We start from the raw sequence: 17,352 nt of genomic DNA, 5'->3' as shown, positions 1-17,352 counted from the left end.
ATGAACGTTTTCGCAGGCCGTGATCATGGCAGGAGCCAGGGACGCTAGGCTGCACCCATGCGGCTGGTCAGTCTGGGTCACCTGCGGCTGGAGGAACTGAAGTTCCGCCGCGAGAAGCCGCTGCTGCTGCTGGCCTACCTGAGTCTGGAAGGACCGCGCACCCGGCGCTTCATGGCGCAGCTGTTCTGGCCGGACGCCCCGAACGCCATGAACAACCTCGCGGTGGCCATCACGCACCTGCGCCGCCTGCACGCCGGCGATGCCGACGAACGCCGCGTGTGGGCGGCCGTACCCAGCGACGCCGGGGAACTGCGCGACCACCTGCGGGCCGGGAACCTGGACGAGGCCCTGAAGCTGTACGGCGGGCCGTTCGCCGACAGCGTCGACCTGGACGATTCGGGAACCGAGCTGGAGGACTGGGTGCTGGACACCCGCGAGACCCTGGCCCGCGAGCTGCGGGCGGCGCTGCTGTGGCACGCCGAGGCCGAGGCCCGCGAGGCCCAGTTCGAGCGGGCGGCGCAGGGAGCCGAGACGGCCTACCGCCTGCCGGGAGCCCCACCCCCCGAACCCGAGGATCTGCCACGCTTCTACGCCCTGCTGAGGGCCGCCGAGCATCCACTATGCGGGGCCATCGAGCGGGAAGCCCGCGACCTGGGCCTCACGCTGGAGGCCCCGGTGCCCCAGGCCCGTGGACGGCTGCGACCTCCCTTCGTGGGGCGGGAACGGGAACTGGAGCGGCTACGCGCTCTGGAACCCGGCCAGTGGGCGTGGGTGCGCGGCGGCGCGGGCCAGGGAAAGACGGCCCTGCTGCGCGAGGTAGCCTCGGCCGGCGGGCATGTCCTGCCGGCACGCGCCGGTCTGCCCTACGCCACGCTGGAACCGCTGCTGGGCGATCTGGAAGCCAGCGAGGCCGTCCTGCTCAGGCGCCTGGGCGCCCAGCCGGGCCGGGTGCTGATCGACGACTGGGCCGCCGTGGATCCCGAGAGCCGGACGCTGCTGGAGCGCCTGCACGCCCTGCGCCCGGACTTCCCCGTGATCCTGGCGGGCACCGGCGAGCCGCCCCTGCCGGTGGATCTGAGCCTGGAACTGGGCGCCCTGAGCGCCGCAGAGCTGCGGAGCACGCCCGGCGCCTTCGAGGCCACCGGGGGCCTGCCCACCCTGGTGGGAGCCTTCCTACGCGGCGAACCGCTGGACGACGCCCTGGACGCCCGGCTGGGCCGCCTCGGCGCCACCGAACGGCTCCTCTACGCGGTCCTCACGCTGCAGCCGGGCATGGAACTGGGCCTGATCCGCGCGGCCCTGAACCTGCCCGCCCCGGCCCTGGTGGAAGCGCACGAACACCTGCGGCGGGCCGGACTGATCGATCAATCCGGGCTGGTGCGCGGCCTGGAACTGGCCCGGCACACCCTGGACAGCGATCCGGAGCAGGCCGCCCAGATTCACATTGCCCTGGCCCGGCACCTGCCGCCCGCCCTGGCCCTGCCGCACTACCAGGCGGCCCGCCACCTGTGGGAGGACAGCGATCTGGACGGTCTGCGCGCCGCCCATGCCCACTGGGGCGAGGAACTGCTGCGGCGCGGCTTTCCGGGCCGGGCCGTGGAACTGCTGGCCCACAGTCCGGCGTCCGCCCAGATCACGCTGCTGCGGGCGCAGGCGCTGGAGCGCGGCAGCCTGTTCCGGCAGGCTCTGGACGTCCTGCTGACCCTGCCGCAGAGTCCGGAAACGCGCGCCCTGGAATCCCGGCTGCGCTACAAGCTGGGTGATCCCGCCGGGGCCGAGCAGGCGGCCCGCGACGCGCTGACCGGTTCCCTGGGGGCCGAGGCCGAGGCGCTGACCACCCTGGGCGAGATCGCGCTGCGTCGGGGGAACGCGCGAGAAGCGCTGGACGTGTTCAGCCGCGCGGAAACGCTGTGGCAGGCCGCCGGGCAGACCTCCCGCTGGGTGTGGGCCATCAACAACCGCGCGGTGGCCCGCGTGATCCTGGGCGAGGGTGTCGACGACGCCTTCCGGGAGGTGCTGGCCGCCACCGAACAGCAACCCTCGGCGCGGGCCATGGTCATGACCAACATGGCCCAGGGCTTCCTGCGCAGCGGAGCCACCGAACAGGCCGCCGCCGCCTTCCGGGAGGCGATCCGGCTAGGCCAGGAAGTCGGGAATTTGACGGCCCTGGTGCTGGGCTGGAATGGCCTGGGGATCCTGAGCCACTTCACGCAGCCCGACCAGGCCCGGCGGGCCTACCGCGCCGGGCTGGAGGTCGCCCGACAGACCGCCGACGCCTCGCACATCGCCATGCTGCTCGCCAACCTGGCGGAACTCGACGGCGATATTCCTGCGTGGAACCAGGCCATCGACCTGCTCGAGCGCGGCGGCTTTCATGCCATGGCCGTCGAGGCCAAGGCCAGCCTGGAATCGTTCATGGGTCGTTCAGGGGTACGCTGACAGCCTGCACACATGCCGATCAGCGCGTACATCCTGGATCAAACGCTGTGGCTGGAGGTCGACAATGAAACACTGGCTTGGATGGATGACCCTGGGCTCCCTGCTCGCGGCCTGCACCGGCACGGGCCCCTCGCCGACCCCGGTCACGCACCCGCTTGCCACGCAGTACGCGACCCTGGGCAAGAGCGTGACGGTGGCGCTGGACTGGTCACCCCAGCAGCCGCAGGTGAAGGTGGCGGGAACGGCGCTGCCCAGCACGGTGCAGGGCCAGAGCGTCACCTTCACCATCCCGGCCCCGACCCTGAGCGCTGATGGCCGCGCCACCAGCGGCGGCTGGGGCGGCCCACAGCCCCTGGAGATCACCGACAAGCGGGATGTGGGCCGCGGCACGCTGAACGTCCTGGGCCGCTCGTCCACCGAGGGCGCCCAGCCGGACACGTTCGTGCTGCTCTCGGCGCCCGGAGCGACCAAGGATCAGGTCAGCGCGTTCACGGCCGGTCTCCCGGTCAAGGTCACGCTGTTTCCCCTGAACGGCCCTGGCGTGTGCGGCGGCTTCATGCTGGTCGGCACCTACACCGGCAAGGACTTCGAGGGCACGCTGAGCGAACTGGACCGCCGGGCCGCCGCGAACGCCGGGGTCGTGCTGGCGGTCAATCCGGTGGGCAGCTGGGGCATCGGGGCCACGTACGCCCCCATGAACGCGGCCGACGAGGTGGCCGCGCCGGTCGCCCGTGCCCGTGGCTGGACCGGCAAGGGGGCGGTGATCGCCGTGCTCGATACCGGCATCGGCCTGCAAAGCACCGAGGAATGGGGCTCCCGGCTGCTGCCCGGCCACACCTTCACGGCGGCCGGTGAGGCCAGCGGCAGCGCCGACGATTTCGTGGGCGACACCCGCGACGAGGACGGCACGCTGATCACGGCGGGTGCGGCGCAGGGCCACGGCAGCATGGTCGCCAGCCTGGCGGCCGGGAGCACGCACGGGATCGCCCCGGACGCCGAGGTGCTGCCCGTGAAGGTGTGCGACACCCACGGCCAGTGCCGCACCAGCGACGTGCTCCGGGGCGTGTGCTGGGCGCTGGCCTACGGTGAGGCGAACCTCGGCGGGGACTTCAAGCGCCTGATCCTGAACCTGAGCATCGGCGGCGACACGGGCGGCTTCGAGCAGGACGTGATGCGCGTGGTGCTCCAGCAGGCCATCGACTTGGGGGTCACGGTGGTCGCCTCGGCGGGCAACCAGTGGACGGACTACGTACGCGGCAGCCTGTACGAGCCGCGCAGCTACCCGGCCGCGCTGGATCTCGGCGGCCTGATCGCCGTCGGTGCGGTGCGGAAACCCGCCGACAGCCGAAGCCTGGAGGTCGCGTCGTACTCCAACCGGGGAGCCTACGTGGACATCCTCGCGCCGGGCAGTCTGGTCTCAGCTGTGGACGCCTATGGGCAGGTGCGCGACTTCAACCGGGGCACGTCCTTCGCCGCGCCGCAGGTGGCGGGGGCGCTGGCCCTGTGGCGGCAGAAATTCCCCACGGCCACGCCCGCCGAATTGCAACGCGACGTGCAGGACAGTGCCGACGTGACCCGCGTGACCGTGAGTGCCGAGGATGCCGCGCACCTCACCGGGCGGCTGCTGAACCTGAGCACGCTACCCTGAACCATGCCCCGCGCCCTGCTGCCCTTGCTGCTGCTCACCCAGGCGGGTGCGGTCAGCGTGGATCTCCTGCCCCGCCTCTACGGCGACGGGGTGTTCCGCAGCGCCACCCCGCTGCCGGAAGCGCAGGTGCCGCGCGGCAGCCGGGGCGTGCAGCTCCAGCCCGGCAGCTACGGCGGCGAGTGGTTCCTGCTCCTCAGTGGCCCAGCGGCGGTGACCGGCGCCCATCTGTCCTACGTGGGCACCGACACGGGCCTCACGCAGAATGCGGCGGCCGTGGCGAAACTGTTCGGGCGGATGGGGGCCACGCTCGCGTCCGGGTGTTTCGGCACGGGGACGGATAGCCTGAGTGGGGTGCGCGCCTGGGTCGAGGAGAAGGTGCGGGCGGGAGGGAGTGCCGACCTGAATTCGGAACGCATCTTCGGGCCGCTGCGGGTACAGGTCGTGGCCCAGCACACCGCCGTCAGCGACATGATGCCCGCCGGGCACGCCGAGGTGGACGTGATCCTGACGCGCACCGGCACACCGGGAAGTGGCGCTGGTGTGGCCACCTGCCATCTATAGGCTCACCGTGCCGCCCATGCAGTCCGGCCGCCGGGCCTTTGACAGAATGCCGGGCATGAGTCTCGTGGATGTCGCCATCGTCGGAGCCGGCCCCGTAGGGCTGGCCGCCGCCATCGCCTGCAAGCGCGCCGGCCTGAGTTATGTGGTGCTGGAGAAGGGCTGCGTCGTCAATGCCATCTTCGAGTACCCGACGTACATGACCTTCTTCACGACCGCGCCGGAACTGGAGATCGGCAACCATCCCATGGTGACCGGGCATGACAAGCCGGACCGGCGGGACGCGCTGATGTACTACCGGCTGGTCACGCAGCGCGAGGCACTGAACGTCGAGCAGTACACCCAGGTCACGCGGGTGCATGCGGCGCCCGCCGGATTCACCGTGGCCATCGAGGCGCGCGACGGCACGCCCGACGTGGTCGAGGCCCGGCGGGTGATCGTCGCGACCGGCTACTACGACCATCCGCTGCCCCTGGGCATTCCCGGCGAGGACGGCGAGAACGTCAGCCACTACTACACCGAGGCGCATCCCTTCATGGGCCTGGACGTCACGGTGATCGGCGCGGGGAACTCGGCGGCCGATGCGGCGCTCGACCTGTGGCGGGGCGGAGCCAGGGTCACGATGGTCGTGCGGGCACCGGAACTGAAGAGCACCATCAAGTACTGGGTGCGCCCGGATCTGGAGAACCGCATCAAGGAGGGCAGCATCAGCGCGCACTTCAGCTCACGCGTGGTCGGCATCGACCAGGACAGCGTGCAGGTGCAGCGCGAGGACGGCTCGACCTTCGAGTTGCCCACGCACTTCACCTTCGCCCTGACCGGGTACCGACCCGACCTGTCGTTCCTGGCCGACCTGAACCTCGCGGCCCAGCCCGACGCCTGCCTGGTGCTCAGCGAGCACTACGAGAGCAGCGTGCCGGGGCTGTATGTGGTGGGCAGTGCGGGCTTCGCGGGCAAGACCAACCAGGTGTTCATCGAGAACGGCCGCTTCCACGCCGACCTCGCCGTGACCCAGATCGCCCGCGACCTGACCGTGGCAGAGCCGTCCCACTGAGACGGCCCACGGCCTTCCCGTCCTACGGAAGGCGCTCACCGGGCTCGGGCAGGCCCGTGAAATACTCCGGGACATGAAGTTCCGTCTGCTGCTGGCCCTCAGCCTGGCCCTGGCGCTGCCGTCGGTGCAGGCGCAGGATCAGACGCCGGTCATTCCGGCCCTGCCCCCGGCCAATACCCCGACTCCGGTGCCCGAACCGACTCCAGCGCCTCCGGTGGATGAACCCCCGTTCGTGGCGCCCACGCCCGTACCAGCACCGGTGATGCCGGAACTGCCGCCGGTGGAGGTTCCGGCCACCCCGCCCTCTCCCCCGCTGGAACCGACCGTGCCCCCGCAGGTCACCCCAGCCGTGCCGCTCCCGCAGGTGCAGGTGGCCCCCGTCGTGAGCAGCGCACCCCTGCTCATCACGGTGGACAGCAGTTGGCCGGCCCTGGTGGATGGCAAGGTCACGACCGTGCCGTTCTCGCGCACCCTCACGATTCCCGGCGCACGGGCGGCCCAGCTCCGCGCACGGGGCACCATCACCGCGAGTCTGGACGCGGATCTGAAGGCCTTTATGGCCTCCCTGCCCACCGCCGCTCAGGATGCCCGCTTCGAGGAACTCTGGAACGGCTGGGCCGTCGTCCAGCGCAATGGCCTGAACGTCGACCTGGCCCGCACCCAGCAGAATGTGCTGGACACTCTCAAAGCCCCTCAAGGCGTAAAGGCCGCCGTGGTGGTCAGTGGACAGACGATTCCCTCCCGCACGCTCCAGTTCTTCCAACAACGCGGCATTACCACCCTGCTGAACACGGGCGAGACGAACTACTACGGGAGCAGCCCGGCCCGCATGACGAATATCCACGTGGGGGCCAGCCACTTTAGGGATCGCCTGGTCGACCGCACGACCCTCTCCTTCAACGAGCTGGTGGGCCCGGTGGAGCTTCGGACGGGCTTCGTGACCGGGCTGGTCATTGCCGGTGAGCGCACGGCCGACGGCGTGGGCGGCGGCATCTGCCAGGTCAGCACGACCGTGTTCCGGGCGCTCTACGGCGCGGGCCTGCCGATCCTGCAACGTCAGAACCACTCGTATCAGGTGCACTACTACGATCCTCAGGGGCTGGACGCCACCATCTACCAGCCGAGCCTCGACCTGAAGTTCCGCAATGACACGGGCGGCGCGCTGTGGTTCCAGACCGACTGGGACGACGACGAAGCGCGCCTGAGTGTCAGCGTGTTCGGCAGGGCACGTGATTTCACCGTCGAACTCGGCAGACCGAACACGCTGAAGTCGACCCCCTCGCCGGCCGACCGCCTGATTCCGGATGCCACGCTGGCCGCCGGGCAGCGCAAACAGGTGGACTGGGCCGCGCCGGGAGCAGTCATCGAGGTCACCCGCTCCTTCGTCCGCGGGGGCAAGGCCTTCAAACAGGATGTCCTGCGTTCCTCCTACCGGCCCTGGCCGAACATCTACCTCGTCGGCACCCGCCGCTGACCCAAGACAGGCTGGAGGGGAGACGTGCACCGCGTCCCCCCTCCCCTGTTGCAGCCAGTACCGTTATTCGGCGTTGTAGCCGAGCAATTCCAGAATCCGGTCGAGTTCCTCACGGCTCGCGTAATTGAGTTCGATCCGGCCCTTGTCGGCGCCGGTGATCTTCACGCGGGTGCCCGTGCGGCGGCTCAGATCCAGTTCCACCTGCCGGAAGGCCCGGGGGGGATTCACCTTGACCGGCTGAGACACCCTGGCCTCACGCTTGAGGCCCTCGGCCTCCCGGACGTTCAGGCTCCGCGAGCGGATCTGTTCCAGTGCCCACACGCGGTCAGCTTCCGGCTGCGCGAGGATGGCGCGGGCGTGGCCAGCGCTGATGTCACCGGCCTCCAAGGCACTGAGTGCTGGAGCAGGCAAGGCCAGGAGTCGCAGGGCGTTGGCGACGGTACTGCGGCCCTTCCCGACGGCCTGGGCCACGCCTTCCTGGTTCAGGCCGTGCTCCAGCAGGGCCTGATACGCCCGGGCTTCTTCCAGCGGACCCAGATCCTCGCGCTGCAGGTTCTCAACGATCGCGATTTCCAGGGCGTCCCGGTCGGCCAGATCCCGGATAATCACGGGAAGTTCCGTCAGTCCGGCCAGCTGACTCGCCCGCCATCGGCGCTCGCCGGCCACGATCTCGAAAGCGTCGCCGCGCGGGCGCACCAGCAGCGGCTGCAGCACGCCCTTCTCGCGGATGCTCTGCGCGAGTTCGGCCAGAGCTTCGGGCTGGAAGACCTGCCGGGGCTGATAGGTGGCCTGGACGATCCGGTCGATCTTCAGCGTCTGCACCTGCGGCCCGCTGGGCACATCCGCCGAGGGCCGCGCGAGCAGCGCATCGAGCCCGCGGCCGAGACTAGATTTTTTCGACACGCTGCAGCACCTCCTCGGCCAGCCGCTTGTAGGAGGCGGCACCACTCGACAGCGGCGCGAAGGCGTTGATCGGCTTGGCGTAACTGGGCGCCTCCGACAGCCGGACGTTTCGGGGCACCACGGACCAGAACACCAGTTCGCCGAAATGCTGCCGAACCATGGTCTCCACTTCCTGCGAGAGGTTGGTGCGACCGTCGAACATGGTCAGAACCACGCCCAGCACTTTCAAGCGCGGGTTCAGCCCGCCCTGCACACGCTCCACCGTCTCCATCAGTCCGGCCAGCCCTTCCAATGCGTAATATTCCGCCTGCAAAGGGATCAGCAGGGCATGCGCCGCCGCCAGGACATTCACAGTGAGTGGACCCAGGCTGGGCGGCGCATCGATGATCACCAGGTCATAGCCCCGGATGCTGGCCAGCAGGCGCCCAAGCGCGTCCGGATCGTCGGCCAGCTCGACCCCTGCCCCGGCCAGGTCAGGCGTAGACGGCAGCACGTCCAGTCCAGGCTGCGCCGTAGAGCGCGTGTACTCCGCAGCTTTCGACGGATCTCCCAAGGCCTCATACAGCCCCTGCTCCGCGCCGCGCAGTCCCAGACCGCTGGTCGCGTTGCCCTGAGGATCCATATCGAGGAGCAAGACCTTGCGGCCACCGGCGGCCAGGTAGGCGGCGAGATTCACTGCTGTCGTCGTTTTGCCGACGCCACCTTTCTGGTTCACGATTCCGAGTGCTTTCAAGGAGTCACCGTCACTTCGCCTTCCAGAATAGCGGCTGCTGGGCGGGTACACCCTCTCGCCTGGGGTATCTGGCTGGCGTGGGCCGCGTCTTCTCCACGATCACCAGGCTTCGCCTGTCGTGCAGGACAGGCAATTCGAATGCTTCTACCGAGGCGACCTGTCCGCCCAGTTCCGCAGCAGCGCGCTCCCCGGCGGCCATTTCCTCCGCGCCGATGGCTCCCTTCTGGGCAACCAGCAGGCCGCCTGGGCGCAACAGCGGGAGCGACAGTTCCATCACCACCGGCAAGGCGGCGACCGCGCGAATCACTACGCGGTCGTAGCGGCCCCGGTGCTCTGGCGTTTGGCCCAGCGTTTCAGCGCGTCCAACCAGTGGATGAACATGGTTCATCTCCAGCGCTTCTGCCGTGGCCCGGACGAAGTCGATCTTTTTCCGAATCGAATCCAGTGGAGTCATCCGCAAGGCCGGATTCAAGATGGCGAGTGGAAGCGATGGAAAGCCCGCTCCGGTTCCAATATCGATGACCTGCTGGTCACCGGCCAGATGGCCTCCGAGCAGACAGCTGGCTGAATCCACGAAGTGTTTGAGCACGATGTCGTGTTCAGACTTCAGGGCAGTCAGGTTCACCAGAGCGTTGCCATCTTGCAACAGGGTCAGCAAGTGTCGGAAGCGCTGGACGGCGGTCGGGTCTGGCTGGAGTCCGAATGCGTCGAGACCGTCGAGTAGAAGCTGCTCTGCTTCAGGCGTCACAGCCGATACCTGGCTTTCATGTCGAGGTAGCGCTCATAGACGTGGATGTCGATGTGCTGGAGCGGGAGAGCGTCGAGCATCGGCACAAGGGTGTCTTTCAGGAGGGCGCCCCGAACCATCCATTGAAAATACGATCGGCCCCCGTGCTGGTAGGGGCCATACAGCTTCGAGCCGGGAACGAGTCTGACCAGTGTGTTGAAGAGCGTTTCATGGCGGGTGTGCATGCGCACCGTGACCTGAGGTTGTTTCCCGTCGCCTCCAAAATGGCCTTCGCCGATCAGGACGCCCAACACCAATCCTTGCTCAAATGCCTCCATTCGACCTCCCTGTTTCACCGTCAAGTTTCCCGTGAAACACCCTGACCGTCAATCCCAGCTAATCTTGTTTCACCGTCAAGTTTCCCGTGAAACAGTGTTGCGTTTCAGATGCACCAACAGGGCGCTGACATCCGCGTGCCGAACTCCGGGAATCCGTGACGCCTGGGCAAGTGTCGGAGGCCGATGACGGGCAAGCTTCTCGCGGGCCTCAAGGGACAGGCCAGCAATACTTTGGTATTCAAGGCCAGTCAACGCCACCTCGTGGGCCCGCTGTTCGGAGGCCAGCTGGGATTCCGCCCGGCGGATATACCCCTCGTATTTCACACGGATTTCGACCGCCTCACGCTCGACCTGAGACAGGGTTGACAGCTTGACCCCAAGGGCCTCGACGTCTGCCAGCGAGAACTCCGGACGACGCAGCCACGCCTCACCGGTCTGGCCGTTGAACCGCTGCTGCGCGAGATCGCTTCTGGCTGCCGCGATACGCTGGTACTTCTCCCGAACCGCCTGATGCTCGGCCGCGTCAACAAGCCCAAGCCGATGCCCAACAGCGCTCAACCGCTCATCGGCGTTGTCCTGGCGGCATAGCAGGCGATGTTCCACGCGGCTGGTCATCATCCGGTACGGCTCATCGCTGCCCTTGAACACCAAGTCATCGAGCATGACGCCCAGGTATCCAGAATCCCGCTCGAAGGCGTAGGACTCCAGCCCCATATATCTCCGGGCGGCAGACAGTCCGGCCACGAGTCCCTGAGCGGCCGCCTCCTCGTAGCCGCTGGTGCCATTGATCTGCCCGGCCGTAAACACGCCGGGCATCACCCGAGACTCCAGCTGAAGGGTCAATTCCGTGGAATCCACCACGTCGTACTCGACGGCGTAGGCATACCGCTGGATCACAGCCTCTTCGAAGCCAGGCAGGGTGCGCACCAGCTGATCCTGCAGGTGTGGCGGCAGGGAGGAGCTGAACCCCTGGAGGTACACCTCGCTGGTCTGAATGCCGTCCGGCTCGACGAACAGGAGGTGCCGGTCGTGGTGGGCGAACCGCACGACCTTGTCCTCGATACTCGGGCAGTAGCGGGGGCCACGGCCCTGGATGTCGCCTGCGTACATGGGGGACTCGTGCAGATTGGCTTGGATCAGCGCATGGGTTCGGGGCGTCGTATGCGTCTGCCACGTCGGGGACTCGGACGCTCTGGAACCGGGCCGACCGGTGAAGCCCTGCGGTACCGGATCGGGGGGAATCTCTAGGAGCGCATTGAAGTCCACCGAATCGGCGCGGACGCGGGGCGGCGTACCGGTCTTGTACCGCTTGAGGACATGCCCCGCGCGGGACAGAGGAGAGGAGAGGTAGCGGGCAGGCGGCTCTCCCTGACGACCTTCAGGTCTGGAGTGACGGCCATACCACGTGACGCCACGCATGAAGGTTCCGGCTGCGATGACCACGCTGCGGGCCGTGAAATGGCGGCCGTCCGAGGTCACGATGCCCCAACCACCCTGGCCGTCCGACTCCAGATCGGCCGCCTCGCCACGGAGGATCACTAGGGACGGATGACCAAGAATGACGTCCTGGGCGTATTCAGCGTAGGCGTCGCGCTCGTTTTGAACCCGCAGCGACTGGACTGCCGGGCCCTTGCTGGCATTCAGGACTCGGGTATGAATGGCAGTGGCGTCGGCCAGTCGGCCCATCAGACCTCCGAGCGCCTGAAGTTCAAATACGAGCTGGCTCTTGCCCGGTCCTCCCACGGCCGGGTTGCAGGGCATCCGGCCGATCGTCGCAGGGTTGCCGATCAACAGGGCCGTCCGGCACAGCTTCGCCGAGGCCCAGGCCGCCTCGATTCCAGCGTGCCCACCTCCAATCACCACCACGTCCCAGTCGCTCATCTCAACCGAGCAGTGTAGCCGGATGATGCAGGTGGAACGGTGATGCGGTCGGCCCTAAAGAATGACCGACAATACAGATTCGAACCACCGTGTATTCACAAAGCAGTGAAACGCGTCTCAGACAGGCTTTATCACGGCTTTGTCCGTTCATGCAGGACACACCAACAGTGAAGTTCCGGCGCGCAGTGCCGCTAGAATGCCTAACAAGTGTTTTCTAGACAGATCGTCGTGAACCGCCGCTGGACGACCGGCGCGGTATCCGAGCGAGGAGGCTTCCGCCCATGATTCACCCACATACCCCTGAACCCATCCAGTACATCGCCGAGGACGGTCAACCCGTTCAGGCGCTCCCGGAACGGTTCACCCCTGACCTCCTGCGTGGCCTGCACCACGATATGCTGCGCGCCCGCGAATTCGACCGCAAGCTCATCACGCTGCTCAGGCAGGGCCGGACGACGTTCTACGCCCAGTCGAGCGGCATGGAGGCCACCCAGGTCGGTCTGGCCCGCTCGCTTCAGGCGGGACACGACTGGGTGTGGCCCTACTACCGCGACCACACGCTGGCGCTGTCCATGGGCATGCCCATGTTCGACCTGCTCAGCCAGTGCCTGGGAACCAATTCCGATTCCTGTCGGGGCCGCCAGATGCCGCACCATTTCGCCTCGGCGGCGCTGAAATTCGTGTCGATCAGCTCGAGCATCGCCTCGCAGGTGCCGCCCGCTGCCGGGAGCGCCATGGCGCAGAAGTATCTGGGCAGCGACGAGATCACGGTCTGCACCTTCGGGGACGGAGCCACCAGTGAAGGCGACTGGCACGCAGGCATGAACATGGCCGGCACGGCGAAGGCTCCCTGCCTGTTCGTCTGCGAGAACAACCAGTGGGCCATCAGCACGGGCGTGCAGCAGCAGACGGCCAGCGAGACCATCCATGTGAAGGCCAGGGCCTACGGCATGCCCGGCTACTATGTGGATGGCAACGACATCGTGGCTGTCATGGAAGTGTGTGCACACGCCGCCGCCGGGGTACGTGCCGGAGACGGCCCCGCCCTGGTGGAATGCCTGACGTACCGCGTGGGATCGCATAGCAACGCGGACGCGGACGCCGAGAAGCAGTACCGCACGCGGGACGAGGTGAACCTCTGGCTGGCGCGCGATCCGATCCTGCGGGTCGAGAAGCTGCTGGAACACCTGGGTCACCCGGTCAGCACCGAGGAACGCTCGGAGATCATCACTCAGACCCACCGAGAGGTCGATCAGGACGTCATCCGCGCGGAAGCCAGTGGGCAGCCGGACTGGCGGATCATGTTCGAGGACGTGTACGCCGATCTGCCCTCGCACCTGCGGGAGCAGGCCGCCGCGCTGCGGGCCGAACAGGAAGGCGTCCGCGCATGACGGCCACGCAGGAGAAACGGGACACGGCCGAGACTGGGAACGGGGAGACCCGCACCATCAACCTGATCCAGGCGGTGACCGAGGCCCTCGCCGAGGAACTCGAACGCGACCGGCGGGTCGTGCTGTTCGGCGAGGATGTCGGCGCGCGGGGGGGCGTGTTCATGGCCACCGCCGGTTTGCAGGCGCGTTTCGGGAAGGAGCGGGTCTTCGACACGCCACTCTCGGAGGCGAGCATCGTGGGCGCGGCGGTCGGGATGGCCGCGCGGGGGCTGCGTCCTGTCGCGGAAATCCAGTTCGCGGATTACATGGGGCCGGGCTTCGACCAGATCATCAGCCAGGCGGCCAAACTGCGCTACCGCAGCGGCGGGCAGTTCACCTGCCCCCTGGTGATCCGCACGCCCAGCGGGGGCGGGGTCAAGGGCGGGCACCACCACAGCCAGAGCCCGGAAAGCTACTACACCCACACACCGGGCCTGAAGGTCGTGATGCCCAGCACCCCCTACGACGCCAAGGGCCTGCTGAAGGCCGCCATCCGGGGCGACGATCCCGTGATCTTCTTCGAACCAAAGCGCCTCTACCGGGCGGCAAAGGGCGAGGTTCCCGACCACGATTACACCGTCCGGATCGGGGAGGCCGCCGTGCGCCGTGAAGGCACGGATCTGAGTCTAATCGGGTACGGGGGCGTCATGCCGGATGTAGAACGCGCCGCCGCCGCCCTGGCCGCCGAGGGGGTGAGCGCCGAGGTCATCGACCTGCGCTCGCTGCTGCCGTGGGATCAGGGCACGGTGGTGCGCTCCGTGCAGAAGACGGGCCGGGCCGTGCTGGTCAGCGAAGCCCCGCGCACCAGCAACTTCATGGGTGAGGTCGCCTACGTGATCCAGGAGCAGGCCTTCGACACGCTGCGCGCCCCGGTGGGGCAGGTGGCGGGCTTCGACACGCCGTACCCGTACGTGCAGGACAAGGTGTACCTGCCCGGCCCGAACCGCATCCTGGCCGCCTGCGTGAAGGCGCTGAACTACTGATGCGCCCACCGGTCGGCAAAGGTCGGGCCGGGGAGAAATCGCCCCTGAAACTCGACCTGGCCCGCATGGTCTTGGGGCCGGTGGGGCTGGCCATCGGCTTCGCCCTGTACGCCGGTGCGGATCGGCTCCAGGAACCGTGGCGGAGTGTACTGGTCGGCGCGATGTTCGCGCTGCTGGGGGGTGCCGCGCTGCTGTACGCCCGTGGAGAACGCTGGATTCAGGGCCTAGGAGCCGTGCTGCTGGTGTACGGCTTGCTGCGCGCCACCGTGCTGCGCTGAACATGCCGACCATCGAGGCCATCAAACAACGGGGGAACTGACGTGAAAGAAGTGCTGTTGCCAGAACTGGCAGAAAGTGTGGTCGAGGGCGAGATCCTCAAGTGGCTGGTCGCCGAGGGTGATGCGGTGGCCCTGGAACAACCCCTGTGCGAGGTCATGACCGACAAGGTCACGGTGGAACTCCCGAGTCCCGTGGCGGGCATCCTGAGCCGCCGCCTGGCGAACGAGGGCGACGTGGTCGCCGTCCACGCAGCCATCGCCCTGATCGACGAAAGCGGCGGAACGGCCAGTGCTCCGGGAGCCATGCAGGCCATCCAGGACAGTGCCGGGAACGCCACGCCGGCCACCCTGCCCGTGCAGGCGCAGGAGGAGCGGGAAGCGGTGGCCGATGCGGGCGGCAGCATCGTGGAGGCCGGGCACTCAGCCGCGAAGGCCGACGACGATTCCAGCAGCCTGTTCCGCGCTTTCACATCCGACGAGACGGTGAAGGTGCAGGGCCTCGGCAGTCGCAGCGGCAGCGGCGCAGCCGGCAGCCTCACGGCCGGAACCGGGGTGCTGGAACGCGAGCCCGTCACGGCCCGCACGGATGGCCGGGTACTGGCCGTCCCCGCCGCGCGGCAACTCGCCCGCGAACGGGGGATCGATCTGGCCCAGGTGCAGGGCAGCGGCCCGAACGGCCGGATTCGCGTGCAGGACGTCGAAGCGCACGGAGCAGGAAGTCACTCCCAGCCTGCGGCGACGGCTCCATCCGCTCCGGCAGCGGCCATCCCACCAAATGCTGCTCCAGCTGCTCCCGCCCCGGCCGCGCCCAGAAGTGGTGGCGGCCTCCCGGTACCGCCCGTCCAGTACCGCACGCCGAAGGGGTACGAGCATCTGGAAGACCGCGTGCCGCTCCGTGGCATGCGCCGCGCGATCAGCACGCAGATGCAGGCCAGTCACCTGTACACCGTGCGAACCCTGACGGTGGACGAGGTGAACCTCTCGAAGCTCGTGGCCTTCCGCGCCCGCGTGAAGCACGAGGCGACGGCGGCCGGCGTGAAACTGTCGTACCTGCCGTTCATCTTCCGGGCGGTGGCCGTGGCGCTGCGCAAGTACCCGAGCCTGAATTCGTCCTTCGACGAGGCCACGGGCGAGATCGTCATGAAACGCTACTTCAACATCGGCATGGCCGTCGCCACCGACGCTGGCCTCACGGTGCCGGTGCTGCGGGACGTGAACCACAAGAGCCTCTTCGATCTGGCGCGCGAGGTCACGGATCTGGCCGCCCGCGCGCAGGCCGGGAAACTCCAGGCCGAGGAACTGGCGGGCAGCACCTTCAGCGTCACGAACATCGGATCGATCGGAGCGCTGTTCTCCTTCCCGATCATCAACGTGCCGGACGCCGCGATCCTGGGCATCCACTCCATCCAGAAGCGGCCCATCGTGAACGCGGCGGGCGAGATCGTCGCGGCGGACATGATGTACCTGTCGCTGTCCTTCGATCACCGCCTGGTGGACGGCGCGGAGGCCGCGCGCTTCTGCAAGGAAGTGATCCGGCTGCTGGAGGAACCGGATCGGCTGATGCTCGAGGCGCTGTAAACGGGTCGGCAGGGGAGGGGAGAGGTGAAGGGCACCTAAGGGCCACCCTGCCCCCGGTCACGGGCGCGTCAGCTTGACACGTTAGCGTGATCGGTGCGTGACCCGGATGGGGCTCACGTGCGCTCCCGGCCGCTCCCCGGACACGCTCCTCGCGAGTGAAGCAGGTACACTGCCATGATGATCCGCCCCGCCCTTCTGATCCTCGCTCTGAGCGCCCTGGCCACCCCGGCCCAGGCGCTCAAGATGAGCGTGTGGGATCGGGAACTGCAGACCAAACTGGGCGACGGCGAGAGCACTGGCGGGATGTTCACTGCGCAGCTGGTCGAGGATTACCAGGGACCGGTCGTGATCCTGTTCGCGTTGAGCGACGACGAGAAGGCCAAGGGCACCTACCCGACCCTGAAGACCCGCTACGACGGCGTGCTGGAAGGTGGGCAGCTGAGCGTGCAACCCGGCGCGAACGCCGCCATGACCCTCGCCAAATTCCTTACGTTGTACAGGCTCAAGTTGAATCTGCAGCCCGCCGGTGAGTCGCTGAGCCTGCCCGGACTGAAGACCTCGGGCACGCCCACCCCCACCCAGGCTCCGGCCCGGCAGAAATAGGCCGGCTTCGGCCACCTCCCCACCACTCGACAGAAGGAGACGTCCATGCTGGCCCAGATCCTGGTTGTAGAAGACGATCCCCACCTGGGGCCCCTGCTGAAGGAATACCTGTCGGCCGATTACCTGGTGCACCACGCGGCCACGCTCAAAGATGCGCAGGGCTGGCTGGGCACGCACACCGCGCAGCTGATCCTGCTCGACCTGAACCTCCCGGACGGCGACGGCCTGGACCTCGTGCAGGCGCTGCGGCAGTACTCCAGCACGCCGGTGCTGGTGCTCTCTGCCCGCAGCGGCGTGCAGGAACGCGTGCAGGGCCTGAACGCCGGCGCCGACGATTACCTCACCAAGCCCTTCGCCATGCCGGAACTCGACGCGCGCATCACGGCGCTGCTGCGGCGCACGGCGGCCGGCACGGGCGTGAACCTGGGCAACACCAGCCTCTCGACCAGCAGCCTGCTGCTCACCGTGGACGACAAGACCGTGAACCTTACCGAGCACGAGGCCCGCATCCTGGAACTCATGATGCGCACGCCCGAGCGGGTATTCTCACGCGCGGACATCGAATCGCACCTGTACGGCTGGGAAACGCCGAACAGCAACTCGGTCGAGGTGCGCATCTCACAGCTGCGCAAGAAGCTGGAAACGGCGAACAGCGACCTGCGGATCCGCACCATCCGCAACGTCGGGTATGTGCTCCAGGCCTGACGTGTCCTTGTCAGCGGTTC

General features: G+C 67.8%; 16 protein-coding genes. 11 read left to right on the top strand and 5 right to left on the bottom strand.

The features are described from left to right. Nucleotides 1–57 precede the first annotated feature (57 nt). From E7T09_RS17015 to E7T09_RS16995, 5 genes are all read left to right on the top strand, one after another. Complete coding sequence (locus E7T09_RS17015) at nt 58–2,439, top strand: ATP-binding protein (RefSeq protein WP_136390394.1); 2,382 nt, start codon at nt 58–60, stop codon at nt 2,437–2,439. A gap of 64 nt (nt 2,440–2,503) precedes the next feature. Next, nucleotides 2,504–4,087, top strand: a complete 1,584-nt coding sequence (locus tag E7T09_RS17010) for a S8 family serine peptidase (protein ID WP_168734909.1) — start codon at nt 2,504–2,506, stop codon at nt 4,085–4,087. 3 nt (nt 4,088–4,090) lie between these two features. After that, nucleotides 4,091–4,648, top strand: coding sequence for a hypothetical protein (locus E7T09_RS17005; RefSeq protein WP_136390392.1), 558 nt, complete (start codon nt 4,091–4,093; stop codon nt 4,646–4,648). A gap of 55 nt (nt 4,649–4,703) precedes the next feature. Then, nucleotides 4,704–5,699, top strand: coding sequence for a YpdA family putative bacillithiol disulfide reductase (locus E7T09_RS17000; protein WP_136390391.1), 996 nt, complete (start codon nt 4,704–4,706; stop codon nt 5,697–5,699). Between the two features lie 73 nt (nt 5,700–5,772). Beyond that, a complete protein-coding gene (locus tag E7T09_RS16995) occupies nt 5,773–7,173 on the top strand; it encodes a VanW family protein (protein ID WP_136390390.1) in 1,401 nt (466 codons plus the stop codon). Nucleotides 7,174–7,236: 63 nt separating this feature from the next. Here the strand turns inward: E7T09_RS16995 and parB are convergent, their stop codons facing one another. The 5 genes from parB to mnmG all read right to left on the bottom strand — a co-directional run bounded on the left by parB (nt 7,237) and on the right by mnmG (nt 11,755). Next, on the bottom strand, nt 7,237–8,076 hold the full coding sequence (gene parB / locus E7T09_RS16990; RefSeq protein ID WP_136390389.1) for a ParB/RepB/Spo0J family partition protein ParB: 840 nt from the start codon (nt 8,074–8,076) through the stop codon (nt 7,237–7,239). After that, nucleotides 8,060–8,809, bottom strand: coding sequence for a ParA family protein (locus tag E7T09_RS16985; protein WP_136390388.1), 750 nt, complete (start codon nt 8,807–8,809; stop codon nt 8,060–8,062). The genes parB and E7T09_RS16985 overlap by 17 nt, the downstream gene beginning before the upstream one ends. Before the next feature lie 10 nt (nt 8,810–8,819). Further along, nucleotides 8,820–9,557 carry a 16S rRNA (guanine(527)-N(7))-methyltransferase RsmG gene (gene rsmG, locus E7T09_RS16980; protein ID WP_136390387.1) on the bottom strand — a complete coding sequence of 246 codons (738 nt, stop codon included), beginning with the start codon at nt 9,555–9,557 and terminating at the stop codon, nt 8,820–8,822. Then, a complete protein-coding gene (locus E7T09_RS16975; protein WP_136390386.1) occupies nt 9,554–9,874 on the bottom strand; it encodes a hypothetical protein in 321 nt (106 codons plus the stop codon). Before E7T09_RS16975 ends, rsmG begins: the two co-directional genes overlap by 4 nt. A 75-nt stretch (nt 9,875–9,949) precedes the next feature. Further along, on the bottom strand, nt 9,950–11,755 hold the full coding sequence (gene mnmG / locus E7T09_RS16970; RefSeq protein WP_136390385.1) for a tRNA uridine-5-carboxymethylaminomethyl(34) synthesis enzyme MnmG: 1,806 nt from the start codon (nt 11,753–11,755) through the stop codon (nt 9,950–9,952). Between the two features lie 281 nt (nt 11,756–12,036). Here mnmG and E7T09_RS16965 point away from each other — a divergent pair, with 281 nt between their 5' ends. The 6 genes from E7T09_RS16965 to E7T09_RS16940 all read left to right on the top strand — a co-directional run bounded on the left by E7T09_RS16965 (nt 12,037) and on the right by E7T09_RS16940 (nt 17,332). Further along, complete coding sequence (locus tag E7T09_RS16965; RefSeq protein ID WP_136390384.1) at nt 12,037–13,146, top strand: thiamine pyrophosphate-dependent dehydrogenase E1 component subunit alpha; 1,110 nt, start codon at nt 12,037–12,039, stop codon at nt 13,144–13,146. Beyond that, complete coding sequence (locus E7T09_RS16960) at nt 13,143–14,168, top strand: alpha-ketoacid dehydrogenase subunit beta (protein WP_136390383.1); 1,026 nt, start codon at nt 13,143–13,145, stop codon at nt 14,166–14,168. Before E7T09_RS16965 ends, E7T09_RS16960 begins: the two co-directional genes overlap by 4 nt. Beyond that, on the top strand, nt 14,168–14,446 hold the full coding sequence (locus E7T09_RS16955; RefSeq protein ID WP_240741852.1) for a hypothetical protein: 279 nt from the start codon (nt 14,168–14,170) through the stop codon (nt 14,444–14,446). The genes E7T09_RS16960 and E7T09_RS16955 overlap by 1 nt, the downstream gene beginning before the upstream one ends. A 42-nt stretch (nt 14,447–14,488) precedes the next feature. Further along, nucleotides 14,489–16,024 carry a dihydrolipoamide acetyltransferase family protein gene (locus E7T09_RS16950; protein ID WP_136390382.1) on the top strand — a complete coding sequence of 512 codons (1,536 nt, stop codon included), beginning with the start codon at nt 14,489–14,491 and terminating at the stop codon, nt 16,022–16,024. A 177-nt stretch (nt 16,025–16,201) separates the two neighbouring features. Then, entirely contained in the window at nt 16,202–16,627 is a 426-nt protein-coding gene (locus tag E7T09_RS16945; protein WP_136390381.1) for a hypothetical protein, read from the top strand. A gap of 45 nt (nt 16,628–16,672) precedes the next feature. Then, nucleotides 16,673–17,332 (top strand): response regulator transcription factor, encoded by a 660-nt coding sequence (locus E7T09_RS16940; protein WP_136390380.1) that lies wholly within the window; start codon nt 16,673–16,675, stop codon nt 17,330–17,332. The last annotated feature ends 20 nt before the right edge of the window (nt 17,333–17,352 follow it).

The organism is Deinococcus sp. KSM4-11 (assembly GCF_004801415.1).
GTDB lineage: Bacteria > Deinococcota > Deinococci > Deinococcales > Deinococcaceae > Deinococcus.
This window is presented reverse-complemented; position numbering and strand designations above follow the sequence as displayed.